Origin of the sequence: Streptomyces sp. NPDC093544 (assembly GCF_040683495.1) — a bacterium.
Taxonomy (GTDB): Bacteria; Actinomycetota; Actinomycetes; order Streptomycetales; family Streptomycetaceae; genus Streptomyces.
In genome coordinates this window covers 263,556-276,703 of sequence record NZ_JBFBEA010000003.1, presented here as the reverse complement: position 1 = coordinate 276,703, position 13,148 = coordinate 263,556, and the positions used below count along the sequence as shown (strand labels likewise).

General features: G+C 68.3%; 9 protein-coding genes. 7 read left to right on the top strand and 2 right to left on the bottom strand.

The window, feature by feature from the left end; translation table 11 throughout:
- The first annotated feature begins 20 nt into the window (after positions 1-20).
- The 5 genes from AB0N66_RS05580 to AB0N66_RS05560 all read left to right on the top strand — a co-directional run bounded on the left by AB0N66_RS05580 (position 21) and on the right by AB0N66_RS05560 (position 7,944).
- Positions 21-3,422 carry a discoidin domain-containing protein gene (locus AB0N66_RS05580; protein WP_365429120.1) on the top strand — a complete coding sequence of 1,134 codons (3,402 nt, stop codon included), beginning with the start codon at positions 21-23 and terminating at the stop codon, positions 3,420-3,422.
- A gap of 53 nt (positions 3,423-3,475) precedes the next feature.
- Positions 3,476-4,573 carry an enolase C-terminal domain-like protein gene (locus AB0N66_RS05575; protein ID WP_365429117.1) on the top strand — a complete coding sequence of 366 codons (1,098 nt, stop codon included), beginning with the start codon at positions 3,476-3,478 and terminating at the stop codon, positions 4,571-4,573.
- 181 nt (positions 4,574-4,754) lie between these two features.
- Positions 4,755-6,101 (top strand): ABC transporter substrate-binding protein, encoded by a 1,347-nt coding sequence (locus AB0N66_RS05570; protein WP_365429114.1) that lies wholly within the window; start codon positions 4,755-4,757, stop codon positions 6,099-6,101.
- Entirely contained in the window at positions 6,098-7,030 is a 933-nt protein-coding gene (locus AB0N66_RS05565; protein ID WP_365429111.1) for a sugar ABC transporter permease, read from the top strand. The genes AB0N66_RS05570 and AB0N66_RS05565 overlap by 4 nt, the downstream gene beginning before the upstream one ends.
- A complete protein-coding gene (locus AB0N66_RS05560; RefSeq protein WP_365429108.1) occupies positions 7,027-7,944 on the top strand; it encodes a carbohydrate ABC transporter permease in 918 nt (305 codons plus the stop codon). The genes AB0N66_RS05565 and AB0N66_RS05560 overlap by 4 nt, the downstream gene beginning before the upstream one ends.
- Positions 7,945-8,043: 99 nt before the next feature.
- Here AB0N66_RS05560 and AB0N66_RS05555 read toward each other — a convergent pair whose 3' ends face one another.
- On the bottom strand, positions 8,044-8,907 hold the full coding sequence (locus AB0N66_RS05555; RefSeq protein WP_365429105.1) for a DUF3592 domain-containing protein: 864 nt from the start codon (positions 8,905-8,907) through the stop codon (positions 8,044-8,046).
- Between the two features lie 112 nt (positions 8,908-9,019).
- Positions 9,020-10,228, bottom strand: coding sequence for a helix-turn-helix domain-containing protein (locus AB0N66_RS05550; protein WP_365429102.1), 1,209 nt, complete (start codon positions 10,226-10,228; stop codon positions 9,020-9,022).
- Between the two features lie 143 nt (positions 10,229-10,371).
- On the opposite strand from AB0N66_RS05550, the gene AB0N66_RS05545 reads away from it, so the two are divergent.
- On the top strand, positions 10,372-11,298 hold the full coding sequence (locus tag AB0N66_RS05545) for a proline dehydrogenase family protein (protein ID WP_365429099.1): 927 nt from the start codon (positions 10,372-10,374) through the stop codon (positions 11,296-11,298).
- Between the two features lie 144 nt (positions 11,299-11,442).
- On the top strand, positions 11,443-13,074 hold the full coding sequence (gene pruA / locus AB0N66_RS05540) for an L-glutamate gamma-semialdehyde dehydrogenase (RefSeq protein WP_365429096.1): 1,632 nt from the start codon (positions 11,443-11,445) through the stop codon (positions 13,072-13,074).
- Positions 13,075-13,148: the final 74 nt, after the last annotated feature.

The window sequence follows — 13,148 nt, the reverse complement described above, 5'->3', positions numbered from 1 at the left end:
CACGGCTCGTGAACCAGGCGATGAGCCCTCGCGAGCCGCCAACGCCGGAGGAACCCGGAGGACGACCGGGCCCCCAGATGTCATGTCATTCAGGCGATTGGATTTCCGTGTCTGCACCGTCTGCACTGCCCGGGCAGCCTTCACCGGCTGCCCGCGGAAGAATAATTGTGCCGCTCCGAAGAGTGCTGGTAGCCGCCCTGTCCCTGGCCACGATCACGGCGCCGCTGGCCGCCGGGTCGGCCCAGGCAGCCCCTTCGAAGGGCCTGAACGTCTATGTCTCGCCGACCGGCAAGAACTCCGGCACCGGCACCTCCGCGCATCCGTTCAAGACGCTGGAATACGCGCGGGACTATGTGCGTGAGGCCAAGAAGAAGGTCAGCGGCGACGTCCATGTGCTGCTGAAGTCCGGCACGTACCAACTGAGCCGCACCTTCAGCCTCACCGCCCAGGACTCGGGCAAGGACGGCTCCCGGATCATCTACGAGGCCGCCCCCGGCGCCAAGCCCGTGATCAGCGGAGGCAAGCAGATCACCGGCTGGACCCCGGCCGACTCGACGGGCAAGGTCTACAAGGCCAAGGTGGGCGACCTCGACACCCGCCAGCTGTATGTGAACGGCGAGCTGGAGACCCGGGCGCGCAGCACGAAGGACCCCTCCGGCTTCAGCAAGACGTCCACCGGCTACACGTTCACCGACAGCGCCATCAGCGCCTACAAGCAGCCCAAGGACCTGGAGGTCGTGAGCAGCTGGGGCTGGAAGCTGCAGCGCTGCGGTGTGGAGTCGATCTCCGGCAACGCGATGACGATGGAGCAGCCCTGCTGGCACAACGCCAACCTTCAGCAAGGCCAGGAGATCCAGACCCCCACCTGGCTGGAGAACGCCCGCGAGCTGCTGGACACCCCGGGTGAGTGGTACCTGGACCAGAGCCAGGACGAGATCTACTACATGCCCAAGGACGGCCAGAACCTGAAGACGGCGGCCGTCACGGTGCCGGTCGTCCAGGACCTGGTCGACCTGAACGGCACCAGGGCCAAGCCCGTCAAGAACGTGTCCTTCGAGGGCATCACCTTCTCCTACTCCACCTGGCTCGCCCCCAGTTCCTCCGACGGCCTGATCGAGGGCCAGGCGGGCTTCCGGATGGTCGGTGAGGGCAACCCCGACTTCAACTCCACCCGTCTGAAGTGGCAGAAGACGCCCGGAGCCGTCAACGTGAGCTACGGCCACGACGTCAGCTTCGAGGGCAACACCTTCACCCACCTCGGCGCCGTCGGCCTGAACCTGAACACCGGCACCCAGGGCACCGACATCACCGGCAACGTCTTCCGCCAGATCGCCGCCACCGGCATCCAGATCGGCGGCGTCGAGGTGATCGACGCCCACCCCGACGACTCGCGGGACATCACCAAGAACACCCTGGTGGACAACAACGTCGTCACCAAGGTCGCCGACCAGTACAACGGCTCCCTCGGCATCCTGGCCGGCTACACCGACCACACGGTGATCACCCACAACAAGGTCTACGACCTGCCCTACAGCGGAATCTCCGTGGGCTGGGGCTGGGGCCTGACCGACGCGGGCGGCGACACCAACTACCCGGACGACAACCTGGGCGTACCGGTCTGGGACACCCCGACGACCAGCCGGGACAACATCGTCACCGACAACGAGATCTACGACATCATGAAGTCGCAGGCCGACGGTGGCGCCATCTACACCCTCAGCGCCAACCCCGGCGGCACGGTGTCCGGCAACTACATCCACGGCGTTCCGACGCACGCCTACGGTGCCGTCTACCACGACGAGGGCAGCCGCTACTGGCAGAACACGGGCAACGCCTTCTGTGACGTGTCGTACCAGTGGCTGTTGTTGAACCACGGCATCGACATCAACGCCACCGGCAACTTCACCACCCAGCCCAACTACAGCGCCCAGTTCAACAGCACGAACAGCAACATCAGCGGCAATGTCACCGTCGACTCCTGCGCCCAGCTCCCGGCCTCGATCGTGAACAACGCCGGTCTCCAGCCGGCCTACCGTCACCTCGACCCGGACCCGGCCGTCACCGACACCAAGGCGCCCACCGCCCCCGGCACCCCGGCCGCGACGACCGACTTCCCGACGGTTGCGGACCTCAGCTGGACGGCCTCCACCGACAACACGGGCGTCACGGGCTACTCCGTCTACCGCGACGGCAAGCTCGTCAGCGCCACCGGCAAGACCACGGTGCGGCTCTCCGGCCTGACCGCGGGACAGACCTACAAGTTCAAGATCACCGCCCGTGACGCGGCCGGCAACGAGTCCGCGACGAGCACGGAACTGACTGTCACCATGCCCTCCGGCAGCGACCTGGCGCTGAAGAAGCCGGTCACCGCTTCGTCGGACTCGGAGCAGAACTTCCCCGCGAAGGCGGTGGACGGCGACCTGTCCACCCGCTGGGCGCAGGGTCTCGGCCTGCCCGACCCGTCCTGGATCCAGGTGGACCTGGGCGCCCAGTACAACGTGAACGGCGCGATCACCACCTTCGAGAAGGCCAGCGGCTACAAGTACCGCATCGAGGTCTCCTCGGACGAGGTCAACTGGAAGACGCTGGAGGACCACACCTCCGCGAACACCACGGCGTCGACCAACTACTCCCACACCAACGAGCCGGTCACCGGTCGCTTCGTGCGGCTGACGGTCACCGGGACCAGCGGTAACGGCGGCAGCGTCTACGACTTCCAGGTCTACGGCACGCCCGCGTCCAGCTCGGACCACACGGCCCCCGCCGCCCCCGGACAGCCCGACGTCACGCCGGTGCTGCCCACCGTGGTGGACCTCAACTGGCCGACCGCGACCGATGACACCGGCGTGACCAGCTATGTCGTCTACCAGGACGGCCAGCGGATCGCCGTCACCGGTGACACCGGCCTGCGGGTCTCCGGCCTGACCGCGGAGAAGGAGTACTCCTTCACCGTGGTGGCCCGTGACGCCGTACTCAACGCCTCGGAGCCCAGTGAGGCGGCCGTCTTCACCACTCCGGCCGCAAACAATCTGGCGCTGAACAAGGCGGTCACCGCTTCGTCGGACTCGGAGCAGAACTTCCCCGCGAAGGCGGTGGACGGCGACCTGTCCACCCGCTGGGCGCAGGGTCTCGGCCTGCCCGACCCGTCCTGGATCCAGGTGGACCTGGGCAAGGACACCAGCGTCTCCGGCGTGGTGACCACCTTCGAGTTGCCCCGTGGCTACAAGTACCGCCTGGAGTACTCGACCGACGGCACCACGTGGTCGACGCTCGACGACCACACCTCCGAGAACACCGTCTCGGCGACCAACTACTCGCTCCCCGACCAGCCCGTCACCGCCCGCTACCTGCGGCTGACCGTCACCGGATCCAGCGGTAACGGCGGCTCCATCTACGAGATCCAGGCGTTCGGCGAGTTCTGACCGCACGCGTCCTCCCCGGGCCTGGCACGGTCCCACAGAAAACGAAAGCCACGATGAAGATCACCCATGTCGAAGTACACCGGATCGACGTTCCGGCGGCCAGCCCTCCATTCAAATGGCGGGACGGACTGAGCGGAAGCGCTCCGGTGGGCGACGGCGCGGTCCTGCACATCGGCACCGACGAGGGAGCCGAGGGGGTGGCCGTGTTCCAACGACCCGGCGCCTTCAACACCCTGCGGGACCTGGTCGATCTGGTCTTCCGCGACGAACTGGTCGGAGCCGACCCGTTCCAGCGGGAGTGGCTGTGGCACCGGGTGTGGGAGCTGGACCGTATCCACGAACTCCCGCTCCCCACCCTGGGCCTCATCGACACCGCTCTGTGGGACCTGGCCGGCCGGTACTACGGTCAGCCGGTCTGGCAACTGCTCGGCGGCTTCCGGGAGGCGATCCCCGCGTACGCCTCCACCTCGACGTTCGCCAGCATCGCGGAGTTCCTCGACGTGGCGGACCAGTGCCTGGAACTGGGTTACGTCGGCATCAAACTGCACGCCTGGGGCGACGCCCGCCGTGACGCCGAGCTGTGCCTGGCGCTGCGCGACCACGTCGGTCCTTCGATCCCCCTCATGTACGACGGGTCGGCCGGATTCGACCTGCCCGACGCGATCCGCCTGGGGCGGGCGCTCTCGGAAGCCGACTACCTCTGGTACGAGGAGCCGATGCGCGAGTTCAGCATCTCCGCGTACCAGGCGCTGGCGGCGGCCGTGGACGTACCGCTGCTGGTCGCCGAGACCTCCGACGGAGCGCATATGAACTCCGCGGACTTCATCAAGGCCGGTGCCGCCACCTTCGGCGTACGGGCCGGTACCACCCTCCGGGGCGGTATCACCGGTGCCATGCGCACCGCGCACCTCGCCGACGCCTACCGGCTGCGGGCCGAGGTGCACGGTTCGGACATCCCGAACCACCACCTGTGCATGGCCATCTCCAACACCACCTATTACGAGTCCCTGGTGACCGCGACGACAGTCGTCCGCGAGCGCCATGTGGATGATCAGGGCCTGGTGCACGCCCCCACGGGGCCCGGCATAGCCCTCCCGCTCGACTTCGGCTACGGCAGCGAACTACTGCCCTTCGTCGAGCAGCCGCGCTGACCGGGAGGTGGCGGTCCGTAAGACCGCCACCGCACCCGGCGCCCCCCATGAGGCGCGTTACCTGACCCACGCAAGAAACCAGAAAGGCAAGACAATGAGGTCTTCCGGATCTCCGAGAGTCGGCTCTTCGACAGCCGTCCCTTCGGTAGTCGGCTCGTCGACAGTCGGCCGACGCCGCACCGTGCTGCGCACCGCCGCCGCCGTGCTCTCCCTGGCCACCGCGGCCGTCCTGACCGGCTGCGCCAGCGCCGACACGTCCACCGGGTCCACCCCTTCGTCGGCCTCGGCCTTCAAGCCGGCCACCCAGAAGGAGGGCTCGCAGATCACGGTGTGGGCCGACTCGACCCGGCTGCCGTCGGTGGAGGCGTACCAGAAGGCGCACCCGGACGTGAAGATGGACATCGTCACGTACGACGGCGGCGCCGACGGCTCCACGTATCTCCAGTCGAAGGTGCAGCTCTTCGACCGGACCGGCAGCGGCTGGCCGGACGTGGTGTTCGGCTCACCCACCGACGTGACCTGGGCCTCCGAGCCCACGACGGCCGACGCGCAGCCGTTCGCCGCGCCCCTGGACAGCGACCTCGTCCCGCAGACCACGCTGGACGGCTTCGCCAAGGGCTCCCTCTCGCCCTGCCAGTTCAACGACCACACCTACTGCCTGCGCAACGACATCGCGCAGGTCGTCCTCTGGTACAACCAGGACCTCATGAACAAGTGGGGATACGACGTCCCCACCACCTGGGAGCAGTACGAGGCCCTCGGCAAGCAGGTCGCCAAGGACCACCCGGGCTACCTCATCGGCTCGGTCGGCGACACCAACTCCCATGAGTCGTACTTCTGGTCCGGCCAGTGCCCGGCGTTCGAGCTGACGAAGCCGGACACCCTGCGCACCGACCTCCAGGACCCGAACTGCACCAAGATGGCGAGCCTGCTCGACGGGCTGATCGACGCGAAGGCCGTCACGACCAAGGGCTTCTTCAGCCAGGGCTTCGCGAAGGACAGTGGCAGCAAGGTCCTGATGGCGTACGGACCGTCCTGGTACGGCCAGTACCTGTTCAAGACCGCTTTCGAGACCCCGGCCAAGCAGATCGCCGCGGCGGCTCCGCTGAAGTGGGAAGGCGAGACCACGGCCGCGACCGGCAATGTCGGCGGCGGCGTGTGGATGGTGTCCTCGCACAGCGGCAACCTCAAGGCGTCCACGGACCTGGTCACCTGGCTGACCACCTCCGACGAGAACCAGGCCGCCGCGCCCACCTACCCGGCCTACACCAAGGCCGCCGAAGCGTGGCTGGCCAACCCGACCAACAGTGACTACTTCGCCAACGACGTGAGCGGACCCTTCAAGGAGGCCGCGAACGAGGTGTGGACCGGCTGGTCGAACACCAAGTTCTCGGACGCCACCGCCTGGTCCAGCGTCGTCCTGCCGGCCCTGACCGCCGGCAAGAGCCTGACCTCGACGCTGGCGGCCTGGCAGAAGGAGATCAGTAACGAGGCGAAGGCCCAGGGATACAAGGTGACCAACCAATGACCTTGCTGGAGACCGAGCGTGTAGCCGTCTCCCCCCTCCGCCGCGGCGCCAAGCCGCGGCGGAGGGGCCCCGGCCTCACGGGTTACTTCTTCGTCGCCGGGTACGCGGTGCTGCTGCTCGCGTTCGGGGTCTTCCCGACCGGCTACTCGTTCTACCTGGCGCTCACCAACGACAAGGGCCAGTTCACCGGAATCAACCAGTTCGTGAAGGTCGCCCAGGACTACCGTTTCGTCCCGGCCTTCACGCACATGCTGATCTACCTGGTGATGTGGCTGGTGGTCCTCGTCGTCCTGGTCGTGCTGGTCGCGCTGATGCTGCGCAGCCGGGTGCGGCCGGGTACGTCGGCGCTCTTCCGCTTCCTCTACTACATCCCCGGCGCCCTCGCCGGGGTCGCCAGTGTCCTGGTCTGGCTGTTCATGCTGGACCCGGACGTCAGCCCGGTGTCCTGGCTGCTCAACAGCATGGGAATGCACAGCTTCGCGGCCGTGCTCACACCCGGCAACCTGCCGCTGATCCTCATGCTGATCGCCTTCTGGACCGGCGCCGGCGGCTGGATGGTCGTGATGTACGGGGCGCTCAACAACATCCCCGACGAGGTGCTGGAAGCCGCCCGGATGGACGGCGCGGGGCCCTGGCGCACCGCCTGGCACATCCAGATCCCGATGATCCGGCAGTGGATCGTCTACATGACCATCATGGCGTTCGCGACCGGCACCCAGCTGTTCGTCGAGCCCCAGCTGCTCCAGACCGCCAGCCTCGGCAGGGTGAGCCCGACCTGGTCGCCCAACCAACTGGCCTACGTCTACGCCTTCCAGCAGGGCGACTTCAACGGCGCCGCCGCTATCTCCGTCTTCCTGCTGGCGCTGGGACTCGTGGCCGCCGGACTGCTGGTCGCCCGCTCGAACCTGTTCAAGTTGGATGAGAAATGACGCAATCCACTCTCACCTCGCCGACAGCGGCGGGCCGACGCCTTCAGCCCTCCCGGATCCTCTCTTTCCTGATCGTGGGCGTCCTGCTGGCCCTGCTGCTGGTGTTCTTCGTGCTGCCGGTGATCTGGCTGCTGCTCGCTCCGTCGAAGACCGCCGGACAGGTGGTGCAGGACAACCCGCTCTCCTTCGGGTCGTTCCAGCAGATCGGCGAGGCCTGGCAGCACCTGTTCGCCTTCCAGGACGGCGCGATGCTCACCTGGCTGCGCAACTCGGCGATCTACTCCGGGGGTTCGCTGATCCTGACGCTGGCCGTCAGTATCCCGGCCGGCTACGCGCTGGCCCTGACGAACTTCCGGGGACGCAAGGCACTGCTGACCATCACCCTGGTCACGATGATCATGCCGCAGGCCACCCTGGTACTGCCGGTCTTCCTGGAGCTCAACAAGTTCCATCTGATCGGCACCATCTGGTCGGTGATCCTGCCCTTCTCCTTCTACCCGTTCGGCGTGTACCTGGTCTACATCTACTTCGGCAGCAGCCTGCCCAGGGACCTCCTGTCGGCCGCGCGCATCGACGGCTGCAACGAATGGCAGCTGTTCACCCGCATCGCGCTGCCGCTGGCGAAGCCGGTGGTCGGACTGGTCGCGTTCTTCAGCTTCGTGGGAAACTGGAACAACTTCTTCCTGCCGTACCTCGTGCTGCCGAAGAGCGAGCAGTTCCCGATCCAGGTCGGCCTGAACCAACTGCTCACCTCCACACCGTCGTTCAACCCGGTGGCCGGTGCGGGTCTGAACATCACCATCCCGGAACTGGCCCTGGCGATCGTGGTCGCGATCCTGCCCGTTCTGGTGCTGTTCCTCTTCTCCCAGCGCACGCTGGTCTCCGGGATGCTCGCCGGCTCGACCAAGGAATGACCGCCACGTGTCCTTGACGTGGGAGGCCGCGCGTCTGCTGCACGGTCACGAGGCGTCCTCCTCAGTCGGATCCCCCCTACGCGGGGAGATCGCGCCGCGTCAAGCACCGCCCGTCAGCAGCAGACCGGCGACCGTCAGGGCCGCGCCGAAGGCGAAGAAGAAGACGAGCAGCAGCAAGCCGCCGGCCACCAGCAGGCGGTCGCCGAGGAGGTCGAGCGCGAAGACGGAGGGGTCGGTCCGGGCGTAGTGAAGGGAGACCTCGCGACCCGCCCAGTAGTAGCGACTGGAGCTGCCGACCGGGCAGACAGCGGTGACCTGATGGCCCTCATGGGTGGTGAAGGTGACTACCGGGGTGAAGAGGACAGCCGACTTGGGGGACTCCTCGGGGCCGTAGCGGGAGGTGAGGACCGCGACGATCCGACCGGTTGCGGGAGCCCGGGAGGCGAGCAGCACCCGACGGCGGACGATCTCCGCCAGTCTGAACGCCAGGACGACCGCGCTGACGGCCATCCACAGCACTCCGAAGCCGATCAGCTCCTTATGGAAGCCGTCGTTGTCGGTGAAGTGGCCGACCAGTACGAGGAGCAGTAAGGACGTGGCGGTGGCGGACGCCCCCAGATCGCGGTCCAGGCGGCGCGGCCCGGACGTCACGCGGAACCGTTCCGGCCGCCCCGCCGGATAGCGCACCTCGATCGCCCGTCCGGGCCAGGCCGCGTCCAGCCCCCGGTCCTCGGCGCTCAGCACCATCTCCCGCCCGCTGTCCGGCGCGACGAAGGTGATCTCCGCGGGAATGCCGGACGACCGCCGGGCCCCCTCCTTCGGCGGGTCCCACACCCGCACCACCCGTGCCCGCGCCCGTATCCGCCGCCGCCCGCCGCCGTCAGCCAGATACCGTCCACCCCGCCACAGCGCGATCCCGACGGCCCCCGCGCACATCGCGACCAGCAGCCCGTCGAATCTCATCCCCGCCCCATTCGTCAACCACGAGGACGACCCACCCGCTGACGCGGTTGCCAGGAGCAGGGCATCGACCGGACGAAGTTCAGCCGATCGCCGATCCCTGAAGGGAACTCGGTCAGAGCCGCGCGCCCTTCAACGCCATGTGCAGCAACAGCCGGTCCTCACCGTCGTCCAGGTCGAGTCCGGTGAGCTGTTCGACGCGGGACAGGCGGTAGTACAGCGTCTGCCGGTGGATTCCCAACTCCGCCGCCGTGCGCCCGGCTTGGCCCGCGCAGTCGAGGAAGACCTCTGCGGTGCGGGCGAGTTCGCGGTGGGCGGGTGCCAACAGGGTTCGTACGACGGGATCGTGGGCCGCGTCCGGAGGAAGGGACGTCAGGAGCCGGAAGGGTCCGATCGACGCCCACTCGGCGACCGGGCCGAGGCGGGGCTCGGCCAGTACGGCACGCGCGGCGGCCGATGCCTCCTGCCAGGCGGCTCCCAGCTCGGCCAGACCACTGCGGGCTCCGGCGACGCCCGCCGCCGCGTCCGCCGCGGCCTCCCGCACGAACCGCGCCGCCGCCGTCAGCGCCGGAGTCATCACCTCGGGCGACCGGAGACGCACGAGCAGCGCCAGACTCTGCCCCGTCGCACCCCACGGCACCGTGCACAGCGCGGTCGCCCCCGGCACCGTACGCACCGATGGGGCCTCGTCCGGGTCCGCGGAGGGCCAGGGGGCCACGCACACCACTGTGTGCAGGCCGTCGCCGCGTGTGCCGAGGCCCGTGCGCAGTTCGGCGACGGCCATGTCGCGCTGCCAGCCGCGTTCGGCGGTGAGGACGGCGCGGAGTTCGCGGGTGAGGTCGGCGCCGGCCTGCGCCTCGTCGGTGAGCAGGGCGCCGATGCGGGAGGCGACCTCCATGGCGGCGGTCAGCTGGTCCGCCGTCGGTCCCGGATCGTCGTCGAGCAGCCAGACGTAGCCACGGACGACGCCCCGATGGCGTACGGGGAGACAGATCCGGCCTCGGTACACCCCCGCCTCCGGGGTGATCGGAATGCGGACCGGAGCGGTGGCCCGGGTGATGCCGAAGCCCTCGAACCAGGTGCGGACCGCCGCTGTGGAGCGACGCGTGAGGATCGAGCGGGCGCGCACGGGGTCGAGGGCCGAGGGGTCCAGTTCGCCCTCGCTGTCGTACGCGGCGAAGGCGATCAGCTCGAAGTCCCGGTTCTCCAGGGTCGCGGGCATGCCGAGGAGCGCCGAGATCTCGTCGACCAGCTCTTGGTAGTCACCCCTGTATTCAGCCGTCACCCGGGCATTCTCCCGCATTTCCCCGAGGGCTTCATACATCTGTCTGAGATCCAGGGCACGGATGCGTGACAGCTGTCGATGGCAGACGATCGGAGGGATCCTTAGGTTTCACGGTGGTTCCCCGTGCCGTACCCGAATCGTCGGGATTCGGCCTCCTGCTGGCTTTGTTGTGGAGGTGCCCCGTGCTGGGTCCCGTGATTCTCGCCGCGTCGCGCAGCGACAGGATGCGCCGCTTCGTGTCGGCGGCCCCCGGCACCAAGCAGGTGGTCGCCCGTTTCATCGCAGGCGAGTCGGTCGACCAGGTCGTTCCGGTCGTACAGGACGCCTGCGCGAAGGGCCTCGCGGTCACCCTCGACGTCGTCGGCGAGGACATCACCACGCGCGAGCAGGCGTCCGCCGCCCGGGACGCGTACCTGGAGCTCGTCGAGCACCTCAAGGCGCTGGACCTCGGCACCCAGGCCGAGATGTCCGTCAAGCTGTCGATGTTCGGGCAGGCGCTGGAGGGCGGGCACGAGCTGGCCCTCGCCAACGTCCGCGCGGTCGTCGAGGCCGCCGCCGCCATCGGCACCACCGTCACGCTGGACGCCGAGGACCACACCACCCTCGACTCGATGTTCGCCATCCACGAGGAGCTGCGGAAGGACTTCCCGGGGACCGGCTGCGTCATCCAGGCCTACCTGTTCCGCACCGAGGCCGACGCGCACCGCCTCGCGGAGAGCGGCAGCCGGGTACGGCTCGTGAAGGGCGCCTACAAGGAGCCCGCCGAGGTCGCCTACCAGCAGAAGGCCGAGGTCGACAAGGCGTACGTCCGGGTCCTGCGCATCCTGATGGAGGGCGACGGGTACCCGATGATCGGGTCCCACGACCCGCGCCTCATCTCCATCGCCCAGGAGCTGGCCCGCAAGGCCGGGCGCAAGCTCGACGAGTACGAGTTCCAGATGCTGTACGGCATCCGCGGCGAGGAGCACCTGCGGCTCGCCGCCGAGGGCCACCGCATGCGCGTGTACACCGCGTACGGCACCGACTGGTACGGCTACTTCATGCGGCGCCTCGCGGAGAAGCCGGCCAACCTCCTCTTCTTCGCCCGCAGCATTCTGACCAGGGGTTGAGAGATGACGACCACCCGCATTTTCGGCCGGGGGTCCGGCCCGCGGCGCAGCCGCAAGGGGACACCGTGTCCCCCGGGAAAGCACAGCGCTCGCTCGATCCTCACCAAGGGCTGACCCACCGCTCAGTTAAGGAGTCACGGAAACATGGACGCTGTAACCCAGGTCCCCACCCCCGTCAACGAGCCGGTGCACGGCTACGCCCCCGGTTCGCCCGAGCGCGTCCGCCTGGAGGCCAAGCTCAGGGAGCTGGCCGAGAACCCCATCGACCTCCCGATGACCATCGGCGGCGAGAAGCGCCTCGGCGGCGGCGAGGCCTTCCAGGTCGTCCAGCCGCACAACCACAAGGCCGTGCTCGGCACCGGCCGGGGCGCCACGCAGGCCGACGCCCAGGACGCGATCGACGCCGCCCTCGCCGCCGCCCCGGCCTGGCGCGCGATGTCCTTCGACGACCGCGCCGCGATCATCCTGCGCGCCGCCGAGCTGCTGTCGGGCCCCTGGCGCGAGACCCTCGCCGCCTCCACCATGCTCGGTCAGTCCAAGACCGCCCAGCAGGCCGAGATCGACTGTCCCTGCGAACTGGTCGACTTCTGGCGCTTCAACGTCAAGTACGCCCGTGACCTGCTCGCCGAGCAGCCCCCGGCGAACTCCCCGGGTGTCTGGAACCGCCTCGACCACCGCCCGCTCGAAGGCTTCGTCTACGCGATCACGCCGTTCAACTTCTCAGCGATCGCGGGCAACCTGCCCACCGCACCCGCGCTCATGGGCAATGTCGTGGTCTGGAAGCCGTCGCCGACCCAGACGCACGCCGCCGTGCTGCTGATGCAGCTCCTGGAGGAGGCCGGTCTCCCCAAGGGCGTCATCAACCTCGTCACCGGTGACGGCATCGCGGTCTCCGAGGTCGCCCTCAACCACCGCGACCTCGCCGGCATCCACTTCACCGGCTCGACGAAGACCTTCCAGCACCTGTGGAAGACGGTCGGCGAGAACATCGCGAAGTACCGCACGTATCCGCGGCTGGTCGGTGAGACGGGCGGCAAGGACTTCCTGGTCGCGCACCCGTCGGCGGACCGAGGGGTGCTCAAGACCGCGCTGACCCGCGGTGCCTTCGAGTACCAGGGCCAGAAGTGCTCCGCGACCTCCCGCGCCTACATCCCGGCCTCCATCTGGAACTCCGGCTTCAAGGAGGAGTTCGCGGCCGAGGTCGACTATCTGACCATGGGTGACGTCACCGACCTGGCGAACTTCGTCGGCGCGGTCATCGACGAGCGTGCCTTCGCCAAGAACAAGGCGGCCATCGAGCGCGCCAAGGCGGACCCGACCTGCACGATCGTCGCGGGCGGTTCCTACGACGACTCCGTCGGCTACTTCGTGCGCCCGACCGTCGTCGAGTGCTCGGACCCCGAGAACGAGGTCTTCAAGACGGAGTACTTCGGCCCGTTCCTGGGCGTGTACGTCTACGAGGACGATAGTTACGAGGAGATGCTGACCCAGATGGAGTCGGCTTCCGACTACGCGCTCACCGGCGCGGTCGTCGCCAACGACCGCGAGGCCGCGGCGTACACGATGGAGAAGCTCCGCTACGCGGCCGGCAACTTCTACATCAACGACAAGTCGACCGGCGCCGTGGTCGGCCAGCAGCCCTTCGGCGGCGGCCGTGCCTCCGGCACCAACGACAAGGCCGGCGCACCGCAGAACCTCCAGCGCTGGACGCTGACCCGCGCCATCAAGGAGACGTTGGTCGCGCCGACCGACTACGCGTACCCGCACATGGGCTGACGCCCAAGGGCGCAGTTTCCGGGCCGGGCAGCCGCCGTTCGGGGCGGCCGTCCGGCCCGCATGCGTGCTGGGAA